Here is a 25,075-nt window from a genome sequence, read left to right on the forward strand (position 1 = left end):
TTTAATTTCTTATAATCCAATTTTTACACCAAAAGAAATTGTACGTGGAGTAACCCACGCATTTGTGCTGGTACCATTCCATTGCTGTTGTGGGTTCATTCCTTTACGTTTTGTCATTGTAGACAAGTTTTCAATTCCAGCAACAACTCTCACGGAAGACAAATCTATTTTACTAACCAATTTTTTTGGCAAACTATAACCCACCGCAATATTCTTGATAACCAAATAGGATCCGTCAACTAAGAAACGATCGCTAGTAGCATAATTATTCATACTACTTTGAGAAAAGTTAATAGCTGGAATGCCATTTACATCCAATCTATTTGCCGAGGATGCTGTCATTCCATCAGGGATACCGTTCCACGATTTCATGATATCCGAGTGCAACGCACTTGGTGTACCGGACATGGCCATCAAACCAGCATAGGAAGAATCGTATACTTTACCACCGATAGCGTAAGTGAATAACGCTGAGAAGCTGAAGTTTTTATACTCAAAGCTGGTATTGAAACTTCCATTCATTTTAGGAATAACCGATCCGGACCAGCCCCTTAGACCATAGCTAGAAGCATTAGTTACGTAGTATTTTCCATTAATTTCAACAAGTTCCGCTGTAGGGATCTCTGCTTTTCCTGGCGCAGAACCATTCACATTAAAACGCTGTGTATCTGCCAGGTAAAGTGAACGACCAGTAAGCTGATCTACCCCAGCATATTTAAACAACCAAAAATCATAACGTCCACCGCCTTCAACCCATTTGAAATTACCAGTTACAATTCCGTTCTCCCTATTCTCTTCAGGTAGTGATAAAATTTTATTTGTCAACCAAGTCGCATTGGCACCAACATTCCATCTCCAACCATCACCTTTTAACACGTCTACATCAAAAGTTAACTCAAAGCCTCTATTTGACATTGAGCCTATATTTTTTGTAACTGTTGATACCGCACTTGAAGATGATGTTGCTCCGGCAGATAATGGTAGATTAACATCGAAGATCAAATTTTGTGACTGCTTATTAAAGTATTCAAAGCTCAAGTTTGCACGTTTGAATAATCTTGCCTCTATTGCTGCCGAGAAAGAGCTTGAAGTTTCCCATATTAAATCAGGAGAAGGGTTTTGACTTTTAAAGACCGCACCTGCATTCGCATTCTGGCTTAACTCATATAATGATAAATAGGAATATTTATTTGCACTTTCATCATTACCTACTTCACCGTAAGATGCTCTCACCTTTAACTCATTAACGGTATTCAGCATATCTTTAAAGAAATCTTCTTTAGATACACTCCAGCTACCACCTAATGACCAAAAATTCCCCCAACGATTGTCTGGGCTGAATCGAGATGAACCATCTCTTCTAAACGACGCCTCCGCAAAATATTTACCAGCGTAATTATAACGAGCACGAGACAAGAAACTTTCTACACGATAATCTTCCTGATAGTCATACAGCGATGTAATTTTGGTAAAATTTACCATATCAGTTTGGCCTTCAAAAATTTCATCTGTTTTATAGCCATATAGATAACTCCAGTTGTCAGAATAATTCTCATGTCCTGCCAATAAGTCCAGATGGTGTAAGCCAAAATCTTTGTTCCAAGTCAATAATTGTTGAACTGTATAGTTTTTGTAGCGATAAATATTCCTAGCCGCTCTACCCTGACCGGCACCATCCCCTATTATTGCGTTATTATACGTACGACGTTCTGAATTGCGAAGATTTAAATCACCGTTTAAAGTTAGTGTAAAATCTTTCAGAAACTTGAACTCAAGAAAGCCTCTACCATTTACTGTATTACGAACTGTTTGGTCTCTGTTTAATTCATTTTCCCAAATGGTATGTCTTCCGACATATTGCAATCTTGTGGATTCACCATTATCATACTGTATTTTTCCAGCCTCGTCCAATGCATAAGATCCGTCTGCATTATGCAAATGAATTGGATAGATTGGTGCTATCGATCTTGCATAGTTATACGGATTAACAAATGAACCTGCATCGTCAGTAGAACCACTAATTTGATTTGAGATTTGATGTGAACCTGCTAAGTTAAAGCCATATTTGAACCAATCTTTAGCTTGAAGTTCGGCATTTAATCGTCCAGTAAATCTTTTTAAACCCGAATTTTTAATGTATCCTTTCTCGTCTAGGTATCCTGTCGAATAAAAAACCTTTGCTTTATCTGTAGCAGTAGTTCCATCAATGTTATAATTTTGACGATGGCCCACACGATCTACTTCTTTAAACCAGTCCAAATCGTCTGCATATCCATTTTTTATTTGGGCATCAGAGACAAGCTTTCCATTGGAATCAAATAGTTTATCATCAGCTTTATCATAGATGTTTAATTTCAAATAGTTGCTCACCAAAGATTTGGTTGCTTCATCATTTGCAGATGCAACTGTTGGATAGGATGCCGAATTGTTAGTCAATAAACTATTTCTATACCCCAACCACATGGCTTCCATAAATTGTCTATCATTCACGCGATCGTATTCAGCAATACCTCTCGAGTAGAAACCCTGATCTGTTGAGATATTAACCTGAGAGCGGCCAGCCTTTCCTTTCTTGGTGGTAATAATAATCACCCCGTTACTAGCCCGACTTCCATAAAGTGCAGATGATGAAGCATCTTTTAACACTGAAATACTTTCCACATCATTTGGGTTAATATCAGAAATATTACCACCAAAAGGTACACCATCCACGACATAAAGTGGATTGTTAGAACCATTTAGTGATGAAAATCCACGTATCCGTATACTAGGTTCTGCGCCTGGCATACCAGAAGTATTGTTCAGTTGAATACCAGCAGCAGATCCCTCTAAAGCTGCAAATGCATTAGTAACCGGTCTCTTTTCGATATCTTTTGCAGAGACAGAGGTTACGGATCCAGTCACAGATTCTTTTTTGGCAGTACCATAAGCGACTACAACAACCTCATCTAACGCTGTATTCTGATCCTCTAATGATACATTGAATAATGACTGTCCTTCTTTAACGATTATAGTTTTGTCAGAATGACCGACATACCTGAAAACCATTACTTTACCAACAGGAACTGATAAAGAATATTTTCCATTCGCATCTGTTTGAGTAGCAATGTTTGATCCTTGAACGGCAATTGTAACTCCTACCAACGGTTTCCCATCAGCGCCAGTTACACGACCGCTAATCTTCTTCTCTTGCGCAAAAGCAACAGACGACAGGATCATACTCCCCACGAAAAAACTGAGTAGTTTGTGTTTCATATGTTTATGTTTGTTTAAATAAGTAGTTTATCTAACTAAATACGATAAAAGCACCGAAGAAACTTTTAATATATGTTTTTCAAAAGTGATTGGCCCAACAGGCTAATACAGTTAGTGTGCAAAACTAGACATGAAATGTTAAGGTTTTGTTAAAAGCAAAGATAAAACAAACTTTTAAACAAGCAACAAGAAGTTAGAAATAGAATTAAAAAACTTGAAAAACAAACGATATAAATCATAGTATTTCACACAAAAAAATAACACACAAAAACACTAAATACCAAACAATTACACAAACAACAAACCTTAATCGAAAAAAGTAACTATTTTTTTTATGAAGTAACAATAAATACTGTAATATTTTGTATTTTTCATCATAAAACTATCCTTACAATCGATAATAATAAAAAAACACGTGTAACTGCTATCAAAAAGACAAAACAATAGTTCGAACCAATCAAAGGCAAAAAAAAAAAAGATGAACTACAAAAGCTTAAATCCAATATTATATACAAAAAGCTTAGATCAAACTATTCAGTTCTACACTGAAAAACTCGGATTTACATGTATTGAAAAAAATGAAGCATTGAACTGGACTTTACTGCGAAGTGGAACCATCGAAATCATGTTTTCACATCCTGTTGAAAGCATTGCTTTTGAAACAGCACAATTTACCGGGTCCCTTTATTTTAACATAGCGGATGTTGATAATTTATGGGAAAGTTTGAGAGATAATGTCAAAATATGTTATGAAATAGCAACTTTCGAATGGGGAATGCGCGAGTTTGCTATTTATGATAATAATGGATATGTACTTCAGTTTGGTGAAAAAATATAGAGGCAGCAAAATACTTGCTACCTCTATATTACATAAAAATTCCTTTTTGATCTAACTAGATATGTGTTCTGAATTCTTTCAAATTCAATTTGAATGGAACAACAACAGAAGACTTTACAGCCTCCCCGTTTTGGGTTGCTGGCTTCCACTTACCTGCTCTGTTAAGGGCGCGTTGCGCGCTCGTTAACACGCCATAACCAGGATCATCTTTTAATTTAACACCAGTAATTTTCCCATCTTCTTTCACAATAAAATTTAACTCATAATCACCCGACAAACCTGCTTTCAGTGCTTCAGGTGGATATTGGAAATTTTTATAGAATTTTTCAATGAAAGTAGACATGCCTTCAATTGGTTCTGCTTTTACTATTGCAGCTGAATTTGCAGACTCTTTAAAGCTCAACACTTTGTAAGGAAAACGTACCCAAGAAGCAATCGGTTTTCCATTTTTCGTAGCAGGTTCCCAATCCCCAGACATTTTAACAGCCTTCAACAAACGTATCCCCATCCCTTTTTCAATATCCTTCGCGATATCAGCTGAATCAATTTTTCCAAATTGATTTACACGGATGTCCAATATGATTTCCCCTGAAATATCTTTAGAGATCTCACTATCCGTTAATTTGAAAGAACGATTGACCTGTTTGACAAAACTGTCATATCCTATTTTTGGTAGGGCTGCATTTTCCTGTCCAAAGGAGAATACGCAACTAAGCATCCCGATTAAGCTAAAAATTATTGCTTTCATATCTTATTGTTTCAGAAAATTCACATTATTTAAAAGGGGAAATTCGACACTTCCCCCTTTCTAAATCTATCTTGATCCAGTGTAAACAAACTTTTCTTCAAACGTTCTGGCTCCACCATTTGATGTCCAGTTAACCGTTAATGTCTTTGTTGCTGGATCATAAACACTGGTGGACTTAGTCGCAATTGGCAGAAGAGAAAACATTTCTACAGTAATTTTATTAGTAGCTTGATCAATTGTATAATTTACCTGATTAGAATAAGTTCCTAGCAAACCAGGGTCTAGCATACATTTATTGCTTCCAATCGTTACTAATTTGACTGTTTTATTTGCATTAGGGACTAAAGCCGTATTCGCAGATGTCGTATATTTGTAAACACCGTCAAAGAAGTTTTTAGCTCCTAAATTCAATATAATCTTGCCAAAATTTCCCGAAATTTCTCCAGAGGATACTGTTTTTATAGCTAAACCAACAGCATAATCAGCATCAAAAGTAAACTGATCCGGTTTCAAATTAATTGGGACAGCGACTTCTCTTTCACCCTTTTTTATTACCGCCTCAGTCGCACTTAAACTATACTGTGAAGCAGGCATCGCCTCATATTCGGTTTCATTTTCGTCATTATATTTTTCTAGTAATGAGTTGTCAACAGCTATTGTTACTTTAATATCACTTTCTGCTGTTTTAGCTCCAACACATTTCAATTTCAAATTTACTACTCCAGTAGGAGCAATATCAAATGCTAAAGAGTATAAAGGTATAGAACTCGATTCGTTAGATATTGGAACAGATACATCCCCAAATTCTATAATATTCGCAACAGCACCATCAGCATCCGGTCCTATTAAGTCTTTATCCTTTAAACAAGACGTTAGCACTAATGGAGAAGCTAACGCTAAGAAAATATATTTTATTATTTTTTTCATGTTAATCTAAATTTATTTAGCCCAAAATATTTTAGAAGAATACTTATTTATATCTGCAGGAACATTTGCTGCATTATAACTAAATTCAGTATTTGGATATAATATTCTAGTTGGTAATTTGTCTTCCGACGTTGCACGTGACGCTATTGAAACAAACGTCGTTCTAGCATTCGCAGTAGTGTTTAAACCAACATTCTTTGGATATCCACTGCGACGAAATTCATTCCATGCCTCATGGCCAAATAGAAAATTCAAAGCAATATACTTTTGTGTTATGATAGCTTCGCGTTTTTGTTCTTTCCCAGTCTCTTTTCTTTCAGGTTTATTAGGGTTAGACTGATCTAAATAATCTACAAATTTCACTAAATAAGTATCATTATTATCAGTTTCATATTTCGTTAAATAAGCTTGAGCATCAGCTGCACTTTTAGTAGGCGCATCACCTTCGTTCATGTATAAGTAGTTATAAGATGCCATTATTCCCTTTCTAAAATAAGTTCGGGATGCTTCATCTCCACCAGAAATAAGTCCGTCTAATGCAGCTTCAGCAGCCAAAAATTGACTTTCTGCAGCTAACATCAATGGTTGACCAGCAGCAGGACCTTTGATAACGCCTAACCCTCTATAATTTGTACCGCTTATCGTACCCGAGACTGGACGCATGACCCAGGCAGATGGCGCAACTCCAGTTGGAGGATTATCAACATTTCCAAGTTGATTTTTATTGGTTGATATTCCATTTGCGAAGACTAATGATGCACGTTCCGAGTCAGATATTTTAAAACCATCGTAGAAAGCCATTATATAATTGGTAGGAATAAATTGGGTTCCCCATGTTCCCACAGCGGCATTATCAGCGCCATAAGCCCAAGTATTCCACATCGGATTTTGCTTACCCGAAATTTTGGTAAATACAGGTTGTACAATTACATCGCTTTCAATAACGCCAATATTATCTATTGTCTTATTAGCAAATGTAGCTTTACTACCAGCTCTTAACACCAACCTCAATTTCAATGTATTAGCAAATTTAGCCCACGAGGTCGTATTACCTTTGAATATAACATCTGCCGTTTTAAAATCATCACTAGCAGTAGCCGATTTAAAGAAAGCCACTGCTGCATCCAATTTTTTAGCAAGATCGACATAGATATCAGCTGCCTTATCGTATTTAGGAGTTAGCGAAGCAGCGCCCTTTAACGCATCTGAATAAGGAACATCATTATAGGTATCCACAAGATTCGCATAATTATACACTTTCATGACCTCTGCAGCTTGTACAAAAAGGGCTTTCCCTTCGCCTGCTTTTTCTACAACATACTGAAGATCAGTCAATGTATTATATGGAGTACTCCACAAGCCAGTCATAAACCCGGTTGAAAAATCGTAGGTAATCATATCACCCCAACCAGAGACCCCGCCCGATGTAGCATAATAACCTACTAATCGTCCGCCATAGGTATTATATGTTGGAACAGAAAGCGCTGTTGCAACCATAGCTTGAGGCAAAACAAGCTCTGGGGTCGACTGAGTCGGTGAATTTGGATTATCATTGATATCCAAAGCCTTTTTACAGGAAGAAGCTACCAATAAAGTAGACATTGCTACGGATAAATATTTTATTTTATTGTTCATGAGATTCGATATTAAAAAGTTAAACTAACAGAAAAACCAACGTAACGAGACGGCGGTGTTTGACTTAAACCTGTCAAACCAAGCGCATTTCCATTGGATGATCCGTTTCCATCAGAATATTCTGGATCGGTATAAACATTTGTAGCAGGTGTCCATAGAAACAAGTTACGACCTTGTACACTCACTCGAGCCTTCTTAATCACATTTTGACCGGCAAGAAAAGATTTCGGTAAATTATAAGACAATGACATTTCACGGATTTTCCAGAATGCTGCTGAAGTCACATAGGTTTCGTCAATATTTCGTCGTCCAGTAGCCATTGTCCAATAATCAGCTCCACCATCATAAACAGTAATGTTTGTATTTTTTACATAAGAATTTGTTGCTTCATCCCAATAAGATGAATTTGGAATAACAAATCGTTCACGATCGTAAGCAACGGTATTTATTCCTGATCCGGAGAAATCAAACAAATCTGCTCCATTATTAAAGATATAGTTACCTGTACGATACTCAGCACTTGTGTAAAATGTTAGATCTTTATAAGATAATGAAAAGTTTAAACCTAATGTATGCGTTGGAAGCGCTGCTCCCAGCACCTTCAATGTACCATCTGTAGTTGGATATCCTGTAATACGATCCACAATAATACGTCCTTCAGGATCTCTATTATAAGTAGAACCCATGATTACAGGGAAAGCTTCGCCTTTTACTGCGTAAGATCCTGTACCACCTGTGTACGTAGCCAAAGCCAACTGATCTAAACCTTCTGCAATTTCGACAACCTTATTCTGAATATAAGTAAAATTTCCGCCTAAAGTCAAGTCCCAATCTGCCGTACGGATTGGTGATACGCTTAGTCTCGATTCGATACCTTTACCTGTGGTTGTTCCTGCATTCAGTAAATATTTATTATAACCAGATGCCCAAGAAATATCTGTTGGAACTGTATTGTCTGTTGTTTTATTATTAAAATATGTGACATCTGCAGATACCCTATTATTCCACCATGCAGATTCAAAACCAAATTCAATAGATCGCGTCATTTCCGGCTTTAATCCAGGTTGAACTATCTGATTACCAACTGTATGACCACCAATTCCATTATATGGATATCCGGAACCTTGGCCAAAAGTAGGTACCGTTGCATAGGCTCCAAAGTTGGATGAGCTACCAACGTTGACTTGACCTACTTTAGATAAACTCCCTCTTAGCTTCAAAAAGTTCAATGGTTGAAAATCTTTTAATGCTTCAATTGCATCAGTTGCAACAAATGAAACAGTTGCCCCTGGATAGAAGAATGAACGATTGTCTGGATCTAAAATTGAAACCCAATCATTACGTCCCGTTAATGTCAAAAATAAATAATTTTTGTAGGCTACATCAATTTTACCAGCTAGACCAAAAGTTCTCGCTAGATAATCCGCTTGGCCTGTAGATGGAGGATTCAAACTATTTCCCTGATTGTAAATACCATCGACAACCAAACCATTAACTGTAGCTGACAAATTCGAAGATTGATTCTGAACATATTGAAATAACGCCGTATAGTCGAATTTGAAATCTCCGTTTGTATGTGTCGCATGTGCATTAAAATCAGACACAATACTTGTCGAATAACTTGCTGCATCGGAAACGCTACCAGTAATATTCGTTCCTTTATATGCACCATGCAAACCAGCAGCATAAGGTGTAAAGGTGAATTTACCAGTCGTATATTTATAGGATTGATTAGAAGTGGTCATACCCACACGTCCCATAAAGTCTAACCAAGACAAAGGTTTAAAATTCAATTCCACATTACCCATGAAATAATCATTCCTAATTTTTTGGCGATTATTTGCGGCAATAAAATAAGGGTTATTATAGTAAGCGTTATAATAACCATTTGGATTTGCAAAAGGATTATTTTGCCAATCTTTATAGCTTGTTAACGGCACCTGACCCGGAGATTGCAAAACCGCATCATAAATATTTGCGTTTGCAGATGTTTGATCGTATCTATTTTGAGCGTAATATGAAGTATAATTAATATTGAGAATATCATTTAATTTTCGACTTCCGTTTACACGAGCAGATGCTCTATTATATTTATCAAAAGGAACGGTACCTGTCGATTTTAAATATTGCCCTGAAAAACGGAAAGAGCTATTCTCATGTTTGGATGCCACGGCCAAATTTGTCATGTTTGTCACTCCTGTTTCCCAAAATTTATCCTTTCCACCATTCCACGAATAAGGTCCTGTTTGTGTTGATCCATCCTCTAGAGGATCACCAATTTGCACTATAGACCCATCAAAAGCAGGTCCATATTGTTGGTTTTCGTAGGGTACATAAAAGATATCATGCGCCGAATAGCCTGAACCAAAACGTTTTTGAACTTCAGGCAAAAAGTTAACATTCTCAAATGTAGTCGTATTATCGATAGTTACCTCTAATCCATTACTAGCAGCACCTCTTTTCGTTTTAATAATCAAAGCACCGTTAGAAGCTTGCGAACCATATAAGGCAGCCGCGGAAGATCCGTTTAGAACTGTAATATCTTCAACATCGTCTGGGTTTAAATTCCCCAGCATAGAAGATGGAGAAATTACGTTGTCAATAACAATCAATGCTTGGTTATTACCAGTTAACGAACGCATCCCCCTTAACATGACACGGTAATTAGGGTTCACACCCGATCCTACACCTTGTACAGTAAGACCTGCGACTTTACCAGTTAAACCTGTGACGATATTGGTTGGCTTAGCCTGTTGTAAATCCTCCGCTTTAATTGTGGTCTGTGCAGCTCCAATTGAACGACGACTAGCAGTTAACCCCGCACCAGTCACAACGACTTCATCAAGAACAGATTCATTTCCACTAAGTTGTATGTTATACAAACTTGAACCTTGTGCAACTGTGATTGTTTTGTCTGAATAACCTACAGAACGAAAGACTAAAATTTTTCCCGTAGGAACATTAATGGAATAGTTACCGTTTGCGTCGGTTTGTGTGGCTTGGTTAGTACCTTGAATAACAATAGTAACGCCTGGCAACCCCTCGCCATTTGTACCTGTCACTCGTCCACTAACCTTCTTTTCTTGAGCGAATGCTACCGAAGTTAGAATAGCACCCCCCAATAAAAAACTGAGTAGCTTGTGTTTCATATGTTTATGTTTAATTAAGTATGTTTATTTAAATTCTCGGCAATTACAACGATCTAGGCTAGTTAAGATCACTTTTCAATTATTGTGATAATCTGTTTTTAAGTTAGTCGTACATTTTTTAGCTGTGAGCTGTTAAAAAATGTTAAATACAAAATTATAACTTTTTTTAACTTCTGCAATGCAGGCATAACTTTATTATAACAATTATTTTATAGAAACACATAAACCACTATAAAACAGCATATTATTTTTTTTTAAAAAGATAATATTAGCTAGGAATATTATTAAAACCAACAATATACATAGGTCGTTTCTTATTCAATTCACCTCATCTAGGAAGCGTCATATCCCGATCAGACTTCCATTTTTAAACATAAATTTCTCGTAAAATTCATTCCAACCTTAATCCCCAAAGCCCACTTATCTGTACACTTTACCTGACTCACAAATACCTCTCATTTCATCGCCGTACGACTATCTCTATGATCTTCAGGACAAAAACTTATCATCCCTTTTTTCTCATACATCAACACGCCAGCATCGCGTATCGCTGCGTAGACCTTTTCCCGAGTGGTCTTATAGCAGACAGTCGTACTTATCAACTTGTTCGGTATGCATTTCATGTTTTTAACCGTAAATCCATGCCAGCGGCTCATCTGCCAGACAAATTCTGTCAGTGGGACATCTTTATATTCACGAACAGCATTCGCCCATTGCGAAGCTTGTTCAAAATCCCCGTTCGTTAAATAAAATAAACTATCCCTTCGTATTTCTTCACCCTTCGGTAAATAGGATTTGATAACCGCAACTTCATCCAAACATTGAAGCACCTGTCTTTTGCTTGATCTGCGATCAGAAACTAAAACTTCTCCATATGATACCGTTGCTCGCGTAAACTGGGCATAAGAAGCTAATTCAAACCTCCCGTAATCACTCAAAATTTTTCCATTGCTAGTTTGTATTACCATCACGCTCCCAAATAGTTGACTAGGAATATCTATAAGCGCCTCGCCCTCGATAAACAGATGTGTACTATCTCCTTGCGTCAACGGATAACGAAGGGTTGATTGGGCATTTAGCCGGACCCGCATACCGTAAGGGAATTCTATAACACATTGCTGACGAGGAGCTGTTCTGATCACAATAGCCGTGTCGTTTGTATTTACTTCCCGCCCGCTGGATGATTTATCAACTTCCAATATCCCCTCGGCGGTCTTGGCGAGCGAAATACCGTTTAAATCAAGCAATACTCCGGTTGCATTCGTATCCAGTCGAATAATAGATGAATCAGCAAGCATTATTGTACCTACAGATTCAGACAATGGTATTTCCGTACCAGAGGACATACTAGCACATTCCAGACCGATTTCAGCCCTATAATTCCTGTGTTTTGAAATCAAAATTACACCCGACACTATAAGGAATAAAACCGCTGCTGCAGCACATCCCCACCATAATTGCCTTTTCTTTTTTCTAGCTGACCGATCTCCCGCAGACCGGATCTGTTCAAAATCAGGCCGCCACTCGATGGACAGTTCGTTTGACCGATTAGTAGACATTTCTTCGATCACCTCGGCAATCATTGCATCAACTTCCTCTTCACTAAAAATTTTCTCCGCTGCTTCTAATTGATCGGATTCTGTAAAACTGATACTCGCGTCCATACGCTTCCTAATCAGTTCCTTTACATATGTTCTGTTGTAAATCATTTCACCTTGTATTAAACAAATAAGCCCATAAGATCTTTCAACTTTTTTCGGATCACCTTCAGTGCCCTAGACAATTTATTTTTCACCGTCTGTTCTGCCATTCCATAGGTTGCCATTAATTCCTTGTTACTCCTACCCTCAAACTTCGATTTAATGACGAGCTCCCGATCCTGGGGAGGCAATTCTTCACAAGCCTCCAAGATCAGCATCTCAAGTTCGTTATAGGCAAATATATCGTCTGCGCATTGACCACTAGCCATGTCCAGGCCATTATCGAGAGAAATCTTATTATATTTTGCCTCATCTCTAATGTAATAAAGAGCTTTATTTTTCGCTACGCGCTGCATCCAATATACGGGTGCTTCTAGCTTCGCGACCAATTGCCTTTTTTCCCAGATTACGATTAATGTCTCATTCAATACATCCTTGATTAGATCGTCATGATCATAAATAAAACGACGGATATACTTTTCCAGACTCCCGCCATAACGCGCAAAAATCTGCTCAAGCGCTGCATTAGGCTTTGAGTCTAATAATTGAAAAAAGTAACGATCGTACATATTTGTTTCTTTTGCCATTCGTCTACCCTCTCTAATATCATTTTGATAAAATTATAAACTTAAAAATCAGATACTTATAAAAATTACAGCGTATTAGCAGGTACGAACTAGCCTTTATTGCTAGTAGTATATAGAAGAATTAGAAGATTAGATTTTAAATCATTAATAAATCAAAGATAATAAAAGCCATATAACAAACCAAGAAATATAATTTACAATATACTGATTTACAAATAGTTGAATTCAAAATTCAACCCGATACTCTTATGCTTCTTTTATAGATTAGAAAAGACAGTAACAACTAAAAAAATGAATGCAAAAACAGCACATATCACAATGGAAAGTATCCGAATCGCATTTATGGTCTTTTGGATCTATGTAGCTATAGACAAGCTCATGGAACCCAGCGCATTCCAAGCTGCTCTTCTCCGGCAACCGTTACCAAGCAGCTGGGCAAAACCTCTTTCTTTGACACTTCCTGCTATTGAGCTCGCTACCGGAATCCTTTTAGCCGGTCGGTATAAAAAAATAGGATTACTGCTATCTATAGCTTTATTATCCTCTTTCAGTGTCTATATTGCATTGGGACTACTCAATCTATATCCGCAGAAACCGTGTGGCTGCGCATCCGTATTTGAAAGTTTGTCGTGGGAATGGCACTTGGTGGTAAATATGGTCCTTTTTACGTTATCCATATTGGGATGGTACTTGACTGGCCCAACCAGCCCCATGGAAAGGCACAAGAAAAGGAACCTATCAATTGGCTTTACCTTTATACCGCCCATTCATTTAGGTATTGTCACACTCTGTCTTTATCACACTTCTCAAATACGCTTTCCGCGAAAATTTGCACTATTCCCGGCTTGGCCGGTATAGAAATAAATTATGACACGTGATGGACAGCCCGTAAAAATCGATCCCGAGGTATAAAACAGACTGAAGCGCCTCGTTAAAGCAAAGATTCAGTCATTAATAAAAAAATTGAGTTTTTTGTGGAGGTAAACTTTTTTTGCTCTTATAAAAAAGGCCTCGGTATGAAAGCAATATCTTTCATCAAAAAGCATGCAACGGTGATGTTAGCCGGAGCTGCAATAATTGGATTCTCCAGCTTCAAGATTGCTGAGAACTATAATAAAGCTGGTTTAATGTGGTACCCTGTAGATTCGTCTGGAAATATCTCCAGTACGGGGAGTACTTCGCCCACGAGCGACTGTAGCGAGGAAGAACTTCCAATTGTCTGTGAAATACAATTGGAATCCAACTCAAATGGCACACCTCCAGCTACGCATATCAATGATACAGAACTGAAAGGAGGTTCTGTCCCATTTAATGATGCAAAATTCCGTAACGAAGATTAATCAATAACGGATAATCAGCTATCTCCCGCCTCGTAATATGTGGGAGATAGCTGATTAGAAATAATTAATTCTGTTCGTACTTACCCAGGTCAACTACAGCTTTTGGAATCGGCATTGCATATCGTTCACTATTCGGTTCCAAGATATAAGTACTGCCTTCAACACTCCTTGTAATTGTTCGCGCAGTTTCTTTATCCAAATTAAGCCGTTTCAGATCCGACCATGCAATACAGCGCAAAAGCAATTCCTTTCTTCTCTCCAAGAGTATCCGCTTCAATAGCTCGGCGTTTGGCAAATCCTTTATAGGTTGAAAGTCCGAGTAACGATTTATCAATAAATGATTGAGGTCCGCCAGACTCTTGTCTGCATCACCCGTTCGCAAATATGATTCGGACCGAATGAGATAAAGTTCATCTTTTGCAAGTCCTGCAAAGTAAACACCAGATCCTATATAAGAACCCTTAAAATTGTAAATACCGTTTTTCAGGTTAAAAAAACCTTTCTTGCGAAGGTCATTGTCTTCATAAGTTTTCAACAGTTCTGCGTTTACATCAATACGAGTATCCGAGATAATCTGCGCATAACTCATGGAAGCATAAAAAATCACTTCGGTATTATTTTCTTTAAATGGGTAGGCCAAGGAAAGATTCAATTTGTTGTAATCCAAAAGTGTTCCGTCAATCTTTATGGCCTCGTCACTATGAACTAAAGCTTCCTTATAGTCTTGCATAATTAGATTAACTCTTGCTAGCATCATAAGTGCCGACTTCTTATTGGGCTGATAAATGTTTTCAGAGTTTTTATCTAATAAGGATACCGCTTCTTCCAAATCCGTCTTAACCAGCATATAAGTTTGTTCTAGCGTTGAACGGTCTAATTTTACATCGAGATCAGTTCCCTCTCTCAATGGCAGACCCCGCTTACTTTTATTCTGTTCGCTGTAAGACATGCAATATACTTGTGCCAATTGAAAGTAAGCCCATGACCGGAAGAATAGTGCCCTGCCGCGAATATTATTAAATTTATTGGTATCGGTGGTTTTATCATTTTTTGACAGGATGTCCAGCGCCAAATTAGCGTAATAGATTTGCTGATAAAAGTTACCCCAGTTTTCCAGCCCAACGTTATCAATAAAAACTTCATCTCGCCAGAGGTAGGCGTTCGCCTGCCATGGAACCAGACTCGACCAATAACTAGGTGGAACCACAAAATCTCCTGCGGCAATATCGCCCAGCGGCGAGGCTCTGCTGGCATTCATGATAGACGTTCTATTAAGAATAGCTTCTGCATCTACAAGGGTGCTCGGTATGACCAATCCTTTGGATGACCGGATCTCCAGCCATTCTTTTTTACATCCCTGCATAAGGATGGAAAAGAAGACGAAGAGTAATGTTAGTGTATTTCTAGCTTTCATGATCTCTGTTCATTTAAGGTTAATAGCTCATTTTAATTCCAAGAGAAAAAATACGTGGTGAAAGGTAATAAGAGGCAGACGGATAATCGGGGTCCAAACCCAGCTTATTTTTGCGCCACAAGATTCCGACATTGTTTAAATACCCATAAATTGATAGATCCTTTATCTTGAAGCGATTATGTAGCAATTTAGACAGCGAATAATCTAGTCTGATATCGCGCAGGCGTATATGATCTCCTTTTTCTGCCAATATCTCAGACTGCGTATACACGATATCTCTGTTCGCAATATTTGCAAAAGGATTTGACGGTACATTTGTCACAGCTTCATCACCCGCTTGCTTCCAACGATTGAGATAATCTTCGTGCATGCCTTTGCCATTTGTCATCAGCAAGCTGTATTCCACTGAATTTCGTCTGAAATAGTATCCTAATTTAAAAGCGATATTGAAACTCAGGGTTAGGTCTTTCCATCTAAAATTATTTCTCCAAGCCCCAGTCCAGATGGCACACTGCTGCCATGGTTAACAAGGTCATTCATTGATAAACTATTTATATATTTGGTATACTCGGTATTCCTTACGCCATCATTGATCACCAAGGGATTGCCGGTAGTATGATCAAGACCGAACCAAGGCAAGCTATACAGCGCATCCAGTGACTTATCTTTTATTGGACGCTTATCCATACCCGTTGTATAGCCCATTACAGTAATAGTGTTGTCACCATAATAATCGGTCACCCGGTTGCTAGTTTTCGATAACCAAAATTCATTGGACCATTTAATTCTGCTGCCTATTTCTCCATAGCCCAAAGTCAGATCCATTCCAGCAGTTTCCATTTTCGCATAATTACGTTTTAACTTAGCCTGAGAACCTCCATAATACACTGTGGGATCGATAAGATCAATACCGATAAGATCATCCGATTTCTTTCGATAGTAATCCACTGATCCTCTAAATTTTCCTTTGATCCTGAAATCCATTCCCACATTTAACGTCGCCACTTTTTCCCAGCGCAGATTTTGATTACCTGGCGATGTGACCAAGGCCTGCTGTAAATTGGTCGATGAGTTGACACTATATGACACTGTAGGATAGGCAGTCATACTTCGGTCAATATTACCGTTCTTGCCATAGGAAACACGCCATTTCAGTTGCTGAACAACATCGTTTTTAAAGAAATTTTCGTCGCCCATATTCCATGCTAAACCAACAGACCAGAGCGGAATACCCTTTTGGTTGGTATTGACGCCAAACAGATTGGAAGCATCCCAGCGCACACTCCCCGACAACAGGTATTTAGATTTCCAATCATAGCCCAAATTGGCATAATAAGACAGGTATCGATCAATATTTTCTTTAAGCGTACTCATCGGAAAAGGAATTCTTCCGGAAGACTGCGGGCGAAGTGGATAAACCTTAGTATAATCAAGTATCATCTGTGATGTTAACAATTCATCATTATAGCCATACAGTGTGTAATCATCCAGCTTAGTGACCACTTCACGCTGCTCCATGCCTGAAAGAAATACAACACGATGAGATCCAAACTGACGATCGACATCAAGCTGCAGTCTGCCAGACTTAGAGGTCAGTTGCTGCCGGCTCTGACTGAGTATATCTCCATAAGGAAACACCCGGCTCCCATCGGCCTGTGTATAGCGATTAACCAAATTCCGTACATAATAAGCATCCTTTTTCTCCAGATTGCGATAATTGGTCGATGCCATCAATGACTGCAGATTGAGAGACAAGCGTATTCCTTTGACAATTCCATAATTGATCGCTAAAGACCACCTATTCTCATTCATGCCGGAGCGCTTACTTTGAAGATTGAGCTCATCCAATGGTCTATAGTTCCAGTCTAGCAATCCTGAAGTTGGAGCTTCCGCTACATATTCTAAGTTATAATCCCTTAGAACAGGTGCATTTCCGTCCTCCTGCTTCAACGACATATAAGGATAGAGGTAATCAAAATTTCTAAAATCCACCGTGTTAGCCACATTGTTATTTGCAATAAAGCCGTATCCAAAATCAAACTTCAGCTGACTTATCGGATAATAACTGACTGAAGATGAAAAGGTGGTTCTTTTTTGACTATTGCCAATATCATGGAGACGCTGTCCATCCCATCCGCCAGAGAAAAAATAACTGAGATCCGAAGAACCGCCCCGCATATTTACATTGTATTGCTGCAAAAAGGAAGACCTATAAAGGTACCGCTTCGCCTCATCGCGCAGATCTATCTGTGCGGCACTACGTAATCGCTGGTCCAGATCGGTATCGCTAATCTTATTATTCCTATGCTGATATAGCCATGTAACCACCGGCGACAATGGAGATTTGCTCGCATCGCTATACCGTGCATCATATATTCCCTTTTCAAAAAAAACTTTCTCCAAATCAATATAGTCCTTGGCATTAATAAAATCCTTACCATACGTCAAATCCGGTCTAGGAGAAAAAGAATTAACTGCATTTAGGCTGACTGTCAATGGCTGATCTCTCTTTCCTTTTTTTGAAGTCAGCACAATAACACCATTTGAAGCCCTTGCACCCCATATAGACGTCGCAGCCGCATCTTTAAGCACCGTTATTGATTCAATATCGTTAGGGTTGAGCCCATTGATATCACCGTCATACGGAAAATTATCCAATATGATCAAAGGAGAACCATCGGCATAGATTGTATTGGTACCACGAAGGCGCATAGCAGTCCGGTTATTATCGCTGTTCATCTGACCTATTTTTCTTTTGTCGAACTGAAGTGAAGGAGCAATATCTTCCAATCGATCCAGTATCGCCGAAGAAGTATTCCGCTGCAATGTCTTTCTATCGATAAAATCAAAGCTACCTGTAGCACGCTCCTTTGGTAATGAATAATAACCGGTACTGATCTGCACCTCCTCTATCATCACCGATTCGGGCATCAGACTGACCAACACATTTTTCTGTTCACGCTTAATAGCAAGCTTTTTTGCTTTATACCCAACCGATGAAATCCAGACCGTATCGTATGTCTTTAAAGAAAAAACAAAAGCACCTTCGCTGTCCGTTTTTGCCAGTACCAACGAATGATCGGCCTTGATAGTGGCCCCTGCAATACCTTTCTGCGTCTTTTCGTCGACAACTCTCCCTTTAATAGATGATTGACCCTTGGCAGTAAAAAATGTAATTAGAACGAGGAAAGCAAGTATACAATAACGATTAATCATGATCGCCCCTCCTTTCTATCACCAGCATAGGCAAGGCTATTGTATCTCTCTTTATCCCCAGGCCGTAACGTTGCAAAGCAGCATCAACTGCGCAGAGGTTTTTTGTATCAGCGTAAAGATCCATGCTGACATTCCCCGCATAACCAGTAGCATCAGTAACAGGCAATTTATCTTTATAATTATTATCGGCTAGATAGGAAACCAAAGATTGCAGAGGTCTATTGACCAAACTAAAATAGCCCTTGTCAGCTTTTATTTTTCCTGTAGCACCACTCTTACTGTAGCATTTTTTGAAGACAGCTGCATCCCGAATATAGAGACACCAAGCTTCTACCCTGCTTGTCGCAACGTAGGATCGGGCATTAAATTTTAGTTCAAGCAATTTAGCTAGATCCAATTTTAATAGATCTGTCTTCTGTTGTTCGTCCAGCATCTCGTTACTTTTAAGATAATAGCAATATAAATTGGAACTTTTCCAAGCTCTTAATGCATTTTCCTTTTCATACTTCTTTGTATTGATAAGCTCTACCGGCAATTCCATCCAATACCGCGTTGAATCTGCTACGTTCCATATGACCCGATTACGCATCCCTACGAAAGGAATTTCTTTACGATTCGCATAAAGCAAAAGACCTAAAACAGAATGATTGTATAAAGTCAGCGAATATTTTGTATCGAATTTTGCAAAAACACTGTATGGCAAAGACTTAGCAAACACACTACTTAATATCACCTGTCCAATTCTATTTGAGTCTATATCCGGCTTAGATAGATTACGTAGTTCCTCGCGACTTATTTCCGCATTCTTTGGCAGCAATTGAACAGGTTTGTTGTGCACCAATTTATTTATATTGGCAACGGAAGTGAGGTTTCCATCTGTAATATAGGCTACCCGACCATCTTTGATCCAGATCTGATGAGGGACGCTTACATGGGGAAAATATTTTCTCAGGAGAGAATCTGCGTAGATGGAAGAAAAACCAATATTATTCTGTTGTAGTATCCGGCCTGCTGCATGTGCATCGTTTATGGTAACGGGTATGACTACCGCATTAGTATCTATCAGTGTTTGACTGGCCGATAACTCTTTCAGTTTACGAATGCATGGTGCACACCATACTGTCCAGAAATCCAGAATAAGAAGTTTCTTGCCGCGATACTTCTGCAATGTTATTGTTTTTTCAACTTTAGTGTGATCGATAGTCTTCAATGGCATATTCCATAATTGATTTTCAATAATGCTCCCTACTTCCAGCGATTTGATTGAAAGCCCATCGGCCCCGCTGTCCTTGCGGGGGGTCTGAGCTGATAAACTAAACATAGAAACAAAACATAAAAACATCCATGTTAAAACCATGCGATACGCACGCTTATAATATGCAACGAATAAAAAGCATTTTAAAGCCCGCTGAACAACTAAGCCTATTGATCCAAGCAAAGTATTGGCTCGAAACTCCAAAGCCTTACAGATCGACTTAAAGAACCTTAAAACAGATCGTTCAGATTCTACTCCATAAGTCAATCTAGACTCTCCCACCTGCTGAAAAGCTTGCTTTTGTTGGGTGGGACTTGTGCAATCGTTTAGTTGTCCTTGTGTATAACAAGGGCTTAGCAAGGGTGAACCTAGGGTCGCGCTATAGTCAAGCTTGTGTGTTTCTTGTGCGAACGTATAGTCAACCGTTAAATAACCAATAACTACCGAATTTCTACGTTTCATCGGATTTTCATCGGGTCGGCATCGGGTTTTGATCGGTGTGGCCCGATGAAATCCCGATGAAAACTCGATGCCAATAGCATGAAAGGCAGAAGCTGGGGCGAAGTTGGGCAGACAAAAGTCCGAAGAAGCCTCCATCTTTATTAGGTTTTGAAAGTCGCTCGTGTAGCGCTTTTTTAGCAGGATCGAAATACCTTTAAAGTACGTTTTTCCTTGTCTAATTTTCTTGCGCAACAGATGTGTAAATAGTACTATATCTGTGCTTAAGTACTGCTTGACAGGTACTTGAAAGATATAGGTTATATAGGCCTTTAAAAAGGTTATTAATTTTAGGGTATTCATCATTTTTTTGTTAGTGGTTACTTCGATAACCGACCGAAAAACTCAGCGACCTTTCTGCTCAACTCTAGCTCTTTTCCGATGCGCTCTTTTGCTTCTGCAGACAGCTGTACTGTACTCAGGTCTATATGGTGATGATTGGCGATACAATAAGCAATCAATACGCGATACAAGGCAGTTGCAAATTCTTGTATTTCCTCATCTTTCAGAAGCCTATTTTTCTTCACGTCACCATCAACATAAGCAATTAATAGTTCCGAAGTATTAGCAGATACAGTCTCCAGCGCATAGTGATTCCAGAATGTCTCAATCTCCTTTATAGGGTCATAATCGAGGCAATGGACATCATAAATCATACGATCAAAAGCAAATTGTAGCGCTAAAATCCTGTTCATTTTTCAGTAGATAAATCATAACCGAAAGTACATAGCATGCCCCTTCCGATCGAAATCAGCTTTTTATTGGGAGCCTGATGTTACTCAGTTCACATTAGTAATAATTAATTCATTCTGGGAGCCAGAGCGCGTTTGATTGAGGGATCACAAAGGTGTATAATATTGGCGTTACGCGTTCCATGGTGAGAGAAGCCAAATCTTATTTGGCCAAACCAGCCGAGCTACTCGGGGGCAGTGATGATGTTTTTTGATCTTTGTTTTTTGTTCATAACTCGTTTATTGGTAACGAGTCTTGTCGGTAGGTTTCCTAATGATAAATGTGGGGCTACAAACCGTACCTGAAATAAAGTTCTCACGCCTTACACAACACGGATTTACAGTAGCGCCCACATCTATCTTACATGCAAATATAGCATAAAAGTATAGACGTGGGTATTTAAACTACTGCCTTGCGTTGTGGCGTGAGAAATTACAGGCGCAAGACTCTTGATTTAAACACCTAAACTATAGATGACTGATCTAATATCTTTCTAAAACAAAGATAATAAAATAGAATTTAAAAATCAAATTATTTAAGACATAAAGCATAAGGATATCTTATTACTTCCTTTATTTATGGCTACAAATATTTGGTTTTTATTTCCTATAGAGCTTTATTTGATTATACAGGTAAGACGTATAAGATTAGATTTAAATATCGTTGCAGAAGAGCTTTCAAACTTTTTAAAGAAAGGAGAGAAATATATTGGACATATTGAAAGTCGTGCACATAACTCAAAATACAATGATGAGATTTTGAGTGAAATTGCTATATACTTTTCTCAAATTGCAAAAATGAGGCAACAAGAACTTAAGGATTCAGGAGATAGCTCTATCATCAAAACAGATTACAGGATATATGACTTCTATCCCGCAGAAATTTTATCTAATGATAAAGTTCTCAAAGAAGTTCCTCCTATCCCACCTGGTGCGGGTCCAGCGCCTACCCTAAATGCGTTAATGGAAGACCAAACTTTTTTCAGAAAAGCAAAGACCCTAAATGAAATTGTGATTAAAGCCAATGAAGTCCAAAATCAAAATTGGGAAGCAAAAGACTTTACCCGTCCATTAGAACGCGCTGTAAAGGGCAACGGTAAAAGACTCAAAATAGTGCTTAAAGGAGACCTTAATACATACATCCTTGTCAGTAAACACAAAAAGGATTAGTATCTTTGTGGTCAAAGAAATGGCCAATTTTATGCAAGTTGATCTTAGATTTGAAATAACTAACATTACTACAATGCCACGAATAGAGGTCGAAAAAATGCTCAATGTATTTCTTTTGAGGAAGAAAAGAGGTTATAGTCAATTCGAGCTATCTTTTCTCATGGGCCAACGCGACTTTTATGTTCGTGACGCTGAAGATCCCACCCATACTTTAATTTACTCCGTGCCATTTAATAATATATTCCGTGAGATTTTCGATTGTAGCATTGAGCAAATAGTTCCAGATATAACTCAAATAGATTATACAATTCAAATATCTGTAGCAAGGAATGAATCGGCTCCAGTTGTTTATAAAGCTGAAAAATTCTTCAAAGATGGTCGAACAGAACTTTTAGGCGACTTATCTGCTGAACGAAAAGATGTATTACTTCAATCCCCAAGTATAATATCGGAACAATCTGTTAAAGATTGGGTATTTCATCAAATTTCCACAGGATACTTTAACGAAAATAAAAATGCGCTACAAATTCTCAAAGACTATGAGAAGGAACTTGGTAGCACAATACGTCCATTGTTTCTTGCGAATGCATTAAAGGCATGCAAAGGTACAAAAGGAACACCTAAACTGACAAGTAAGAAAGATGAGAACGGGCGGTTTGTTTACCAGAAAAGTAGTTAATAAAAATATCTCCTCAAAATATCGAACATCTAAAGTTACCATAGAAAATAAATCCCTAAACCGAAGTTCTTTAGAAAACTAGGGTTTATTAAGATGCATTGCTCTTTATCATTTTCAAATTTAGCATACGAAAGAGATCTGATAGGTTTTAGGGAAAATACAAAAAAAACCTAGAGTCTTAGTCTAGGCTTTTATATTCTAGTTTTTAATAGGTCTTGCTGGTAATATTCTTAATATACGAGATTTTTCCATTACACCACACTCTCCATTCGATCTAATATAGATTTCGACATCGTCTCCTCTTCCTTTGTCCATCAAAGGATAATTTGTCGGAACTGAAATTTTAAAAGTATATTTATCTACCTGGGTGGTAATTAGATGAGGTGAATCTACCGACCAATTTACGTTTGTATAATCCATACCAGGTTCTGGTTTAAAATAGAAGTAATTATCATTCCATCCTTGCTTGATTCCAACTGGCCCATCTATTGTACCTTTCATTTCAGAACTTACTTCAATAGGATAATTGAATACTTTTCCCTCATAAGTTGATCTAAGGATGACCGTTCCTACAGCATTTCCAATCCTAATGACTTTCCACTGATTATTCCCTAATGATGTCAATGTAGCAATACCAGCTGCGTTTTCAAGAGTTACTTTATAAGGATTTGTAATTGTGTAAACACTTTCTCCACATGTGGAATTTGATCCGCTAAAACTGGAAGCAGGAATTTCATCTGGATTAAGAGCAAAAGGCCTTGTGCTAGCGTAATACCACTCGGTCCATCCATTTGTAGTCTCAGGGTCAGGATAGCCTTCTTTATAATATCTCCACCTAGCTTGCACATCCACAACTGGATTACTAACTGTCACAGTATTTGCTGGAACTGTAAAATCTTTCTGAATCATTTGTGAAAATGTTCCTCCAGACGGCCAATCAGCATTAGTGAAAGGAGCCGTTACCAAAACAACCTCCTGATTATCTTTATAGTAGAATAACTTAGCTTCTCCTTTCACAGGTAAGCCAGACCAAGGGGCAATTGCTGGTTTGGACATCATGAAATAAAATCTCATAGCGGTAGGAGCATTATATTTTAAAAATATGACGTTTCCTTTAAAAGAAACGTTTGTAAGCCCAGCCGATTCTAACCTAATTCGTTGTCCAAATCCTAAATTACATAAGGAAATAAATAAAATTGCAATAAAAAATCTTCTTATTTCCATAATTTGCCAGCTTTAGCGGTTCTTAAATCAGTGGCAAACTTGTCCATATTCATGGAAAAATTGAGATAGTCTATGTTCAAGGTGTGAGTCTTTGAATTGTAGTGAATACTGTCTTTTGGTATATTCAGTATTTTCGAGGTAGTGGTGTAAACAAAGTCTTTTCCGAATTCTTCGCCATCAATTACAATAGTCTCTTCTTTAGGTTTTACGGCTTCTTCTTTCTTACACGCGCTAAAGCCTAGCCCTAGCAGTGCAATAAACATCAAATATCTTTTCATTTTTATATAAGTTTGCAAGCATACTAATTTTAAATACATTTTATATGCCTATTGGTTAATTCTACACAAAAGTGTGTACTGATAAACCGTACCGAATATTTTAATCGGAGCTTTTAGCTATTTAACTAGAATCATAAAAAATAAGAGCTACTTATTTTTTCAACCATTCGGTAGAGATGTTGTAATGTACATTATTTACTTTTTTTGGCCTTCCTAACAACAAAATGATAATTTTCAGAAAACTATCACTTTCGAGATCTATTATTCAAATATTCTCTTGAATAAAACAAACCTAGTCACCTTTATTAAACTAAACATGGATGAAACAGGATATTATAGAAAGCACAGTAAAATAATTGGGATTTCCTTGTGTTTTTTGATGAGCCAGAAAATATGTCGGGGCTCAACCCCAAATTTTTCCAATAAAATTA

General features: G+C 37.9%; 19 protein-coding genes. 5 read left to right on the forward strand and 14 right to left on the reverse strand.

What is annotated here, in order from left to right:
• Positions 1–9 precede the first annotated feature (9 nt).
• Positions 10–3,255, reverse strand: coding sequence for a SusC/RagA family TonB-linked outer membrane protein (locus tag B4Z47_RS09255; RefSeq protein ID WP_286727259.1), 3,246 nt, complete (start codon positions 3,253–3,255; stop codon positions 10–12).
• Between the two features lie 478 nt (positions 3,256–3,733).
• Between B4Z47_RS09255 and B4Z47_RS09260 the strand changes: the two genes are divergently transcribed.
• Entirely contained in the window at positions 3,734–4,093 is a 360-nt protein-coding gene (locus B4Z47_RS09260) for a VOC family protein (protein ID WP_145327684.1), read from the forward strand.
• A 55-nt stretch (positions 4,094–4,148) separates the two neighbouring features.
• On the opposite strand, the gene B4Z47_RS09265 is transcribed toward B4Z47_RS09260, so the two are convergent.
• The 6 genes from B4Z47_RS09265 to B4Z47_RS09290 form a co-directional block, all read right to left on the reverse strand.
• Positions 4,149–4,841 carry an energy transducer TonB gene (locus B4Z47_RS09265; protein ID WP_145330249.1) on the reverse strand — a complete coding sequence of 231 codons (693 nt, stop codon included), beginning with the start codon at positions 4,839–4,841 and terminating at the stop codon, positions 4,149–4,151.
• Between the two features lie 66 nt (positions 4,842–4,907).
• Entirely contained in the window at positions 4,908–5,768 is an 861-nt protein-coding gene (locus B4Z47_RS09270; RefSeq protein WP_145330251.1) for a DUF1735 domain-containing protein, read from the reverse strand.
• 12 nt (positions 5,769–5,780) lie between these two features.
• Positions 5,781–7,403, reverse strand: coding sequence for a SusD/RagB family nutrient-binding outer membrane lipoprotein (locus B4Z47_RS09275; protein ID WP_145330253.1), 1,623 nt, complete (start codon positions 7,401–7,403; stop codon positions 5,781–5,783).
• Between the two features lie 11 nt (positions 7,404–7,414).
• Positions 7,415–10,552: a SusC/RagA family TonB-linked outer membrane protein gene (locus B4Z47_RS09280; protein ID WP_145330255.1), complete on the reverse strand. Its 3,138-nt coding sequence runs from the start codon at positions 10,550–10,552 to the stop codon at positions 7,415–7,417.
• A 455-nt stretch (positions 10,553–11,007) separates the two neighbouring features.
• Entirely contained in the window at positions 11,008–12,216 is a 1,209-nt protein-coding gene (locus B4Z47_RS09285; RefSeq protein ID WP_286727261.1) for a FecR domain-containing protein, read from the reverse strand.
• 56 nt (positions 12,217–12,272) lie between these two features.
• Positions 12,273–12,839: an RNA polymerase sigma factor gene (locus B4Z47_RS09290; protein ID WP_145330259.1), complete on the reverse strand. Its 567-nt coding sequence runs from the start codon at positions 12,837–12,839 to the stop codon at positions 12,273–12,275.
• 291 nt (positions 12,840–13,130) lie between these two features.
• On the opposite strand from B4Z47_RS09290, the gene B4Z47_RS09295 reads away from it, so the two are divergent.
• Together B4Z47_RS09295 and B4Z47_RS09300 are read left to right on the forward strand one after the other, a co-directional pair.
• Positions 13,131–13,697, forward strand: a complete 567-nt coding sequence (locus B4Z47_RS09295) for a MauE/DoxX family redox-associated membrane protein (protein WP_145330261.1) — start codon at positions 13,131–13,133, stop codon at positions 13,695–13,697.
• Between the two features lie 158 nt (positions 13,698–13,855).
• Complete coding sequence (locus tag B4Z47_RS09300; protein WP_145330263.1) at positions 13,856–14,179, forward strand: hypothetical protein; 324 nt, start codon at positions 13,856–13,858, stop codon at positions 14,177–14,179.
• A 64-nt stretch (positions 14,180–14,243) separates the two neighbouring features.
• Here the strand turns inward: B4Z47_RS09300 and B4Z47_RS09305 are convergent, their stop codons facing one another.
• From B4Z47_RS09305 to B4Z47_RS09325, 5 genes are all read right to left on the reverse strand, one after another.
• Positions 14,244–15,593 (reverse strand): RagB/SusD family nutrient uptake outer membrane protein, encoded by a 1,350-nt coding sequence (locus tag B4Z47_RS09305; RefSeq protein WP_145330265.1) that lies wholly within the window; start codon positions 15,591–15,593, stop codon positions 14,244–14,246.
• A gap of 19 nt (positions 15,594–15,612) precedes the next feature.
• The gene (locus B4Z47_RS09310; protein ID WP_286727264.1) at positions 15,613–15,981 is read right to left on the reverse strand and encodes a hypothetical protein; all 369 of its coding nucleotides are present in this window, start codon (positions 15,979–15,981) and stop codon (positions 15,613–15,615) included.
• Positions 15,982–16,052: 71 nt separating this feature from the next.
• Positions 16,053–18,809, reverse strand: a complete 2,757-nt coding sequence (locus B4Z47_RS09315) for a SusC/RagA family TonB-linked outer membrane protein (protein ID WP_286727266.1) — start codon at positions 18,807–18,809, stop codon at positions 16,053–16,055.
• A complete protein-coding gene (locus tag B4Z47_RS09320) occupies positions 18,802–20,868 on the reverse strand; it encodes a TlpA family protein disulfide reductase (RefSeq protein ID WP_145330269.1) in 2,067 nt (688 codons plus the stop codon). Before B4Z47_RS09320 ends, B4Z47_RS09315 begins: the two co-directional genes overlap by 8 nt.
• A gap of 14 nt (positions 20,869–20,882) precedes the next feature.
• On the reverse strand, positions 20,883–21,257 hold the full coding sequence (locus tag B4Z47_RS09325; RefSeq protein ID WP_145330271.1) for a hypothetical protein: 375 nt from the start codon (positions 21,255–21,257) through the stop codon (positions 20,883–20,885).
• Positions 21,258–21,872: 615 nt separating this feature from the next.
• Here B4Z47_RS09325 and B4Z47_RS09330 point away from each other — a divergent pair.
• Positions 21,873–22,463 carry a hypothetical protein gene (locus B4Z47_RS09330; protein WP_145330273.1) on the forward strand — a complete coding sequence of 197 codons (591 nt, stop codon included), beginning with the start codon at positions 21,873–21,875 and terminating at the stop codon, positions 22,461–22,463.
• A 31-nt stretch (positions 22,464–22,494) separates the two neighbouring features.
• Positions 22,495–23,142: a hypothetical protein gene (locus tag B4Z47_RS09335; RefSeq protein ID WP_286727267.1), complete on the forward strand. Its 648-nt coding sequence runs from the start codon at positions 22,495–22,497 to the stop codon at positions 23,140–23,142.
• Between the two features lie 198 nt (positions 23,143–23,340).
• On the opposite strand, the gene B4Z47_RS09340 is transcribed toward B4Z47_RS09335, so the two are convergent.
• Positions 23,341–24,366 (reverse strand): hypothetical protein, encoded by a 1,026-nt coding sequence (locus tag B4Z47_RS09340; protein WP_145330277.1) that lies wholly within the window; start codon positions 24,364–24,366, stop codon positions 23,341–23,343.
• Positions 24,357–24,644, reverse strand: a complete 288-nt coding sequence (locus B4Z47_RS09345; RefSeq protein WP_145330279.1) for a hypothetical protein — start codon at positions 24,642–24,644, stop codon at positions 24,357–24,359. Before B4Z47_RS09345 ends, B4Z47_RS09340 begins: the two co-directional genes overlap by 10 nt.
• Positions 24,645–25,075: the final 431 nt, after the last annotated feature.

Source organism: Sphingobacterium sp. UBA2610, from assembly GCF_002339225.1.
GTDB lineage: Bacteria > Bacteroidota > Bacteroidia > Sphingobacteriales > Sphingobacteriaceae > Sphingobacterium > Sphingobacterium multivorum.

Bases quoted from the DNA above. Each gene is read 5' to 3' on its own strand.
- B4Z47_RS09325 (WP_145330271.1), bottom strand. From the start codon at position 21,257: ATGAACAGGATTTTAGCGCTACAATTTGCTTTTGATCGTATGATTTAT.
- B4Z47_RS09295 (WP_145330261.1), top strand. From the start codon at position 13,131: ATGAATGCAAAAACAGCACATATCACAATGGAAAGTATCCGAATCGCA.
- B4Z47_RS09345 (WP_145330279.1), bottom strand. From the start codon at position 24,644: ATGAAAAGATATTTGATGTTTATTGCACTGCTAGGGCTAGGCTTTAGC.
- B4Z47_RS09315 (WP_286727266.1), bottom strand. From the start codon at position 18,809: ATGATTAATCGTTATTGTATACTTGCTTTCCTCGTTCTAATTACATTT.
- B4Z47_RS09255 (WP_286727259.1), bottom strand. From the start codon at position 3,255: ATGAAACACAAACTACTCAGTTTTTTCGTGGGGAGTATGATCCTGTCG.
- B4Z47_RS09320 (WP_145330269.1), bottom strand. From the start codon at position 20,868: ATGATGAATACCCTAAAATTAATAACCTTTTTAAAGGCCTATATAACC.
- B4Z47_RS09285 (WP_286727261.1), bottom strand. From the start codon at position 12,216: ATGGACGCGAGTATCAGTTTTACAGAATCCGATCAATTAGAAGCAGCG.
- B4Z47_RS09305 (WP_145330265.1), bottom strand. From the start codon at position 15,593: ATGAAAGCTAGAAATACACTAACATTACTCTTCGTCTTCTTTTCCATC.
- B4Z47_RS09275 (WP_145330253.1), bottom strand. From the start codon at position 7,403: ATGAACAATAAAATAAAATATTTATCCGTAGCAATGTCTACTTTATTG.
- B4Z47_RS09260 (WP_145327684.1), top strand. From the start codon at position 3,734: ATGAACTACAAAAGCTTAAATCCAATATTATATACAAAAAGCTTAGAT.
- B4Z47_RS09270 (WP_145330251.1), bottom strand. From the start codon at position 5,768: ATGAAAAAAATAATAAAATATATTTTCTTAGCGTTAGCTTCTCCATTA.
- B4Z47_RS09290 (WP_145330259.1), bottom strand. From the start codon at position 12,839: ATGGCAAAAGAAACAAATATGTACGATCGTTACTTTTTTCAATTATTA.
- B4Z47_RS09335 (WP_286727267.1), top strand. From the start codon at position 22,495: ATGCAAGTTGATCTTAGATTTGAAATAACTAACATTACTACAATGCCA.
- B4Z47_RS09265 (WP_145330249.1), bottom strand. From the start codon at position 4,841: ATGAAAGCAATAATTTTTAGCTTAATCGGGATGCTTAGTTGCGTATTC.
- B4Z47_RS09300 (WP_145330263.1), top strand. From the start codon at position 13,856: ATGAAAGCAATATCTTTCATCAAAAAGCATGCAACGGTGATGTTAGCC.
- B4Z47_RS09310 (WP_286727264.1), bottom strand. From the start codon at position 15,981: ATGACAAATGGCAAAGGCATGCACGAAGATTATCTCAATCGTTGGAAG.
- B4Z47_RS09280 (WP_145330255.1), bottom strand. From the start codon at position 10,552: ATGAAACACAAGCTACTCAGTTTTTTATTGGGGGGTGCTATTCTAACT.
- B4Z47_RS09330 (WP_145330273.1), top strand. From the start codon at position 21,873: ATGGCTACAAATATTTGGTTTTTATTTCCTATAGAGCTTTATTTGATT.
- B4Z47_RS09340 (WP_145330277.1), bottom strand. From the start codon at position 24,366: ATGGAAATAAGAAGATTTTTTATTGCAATTTTATTTATTTCCTTATGT.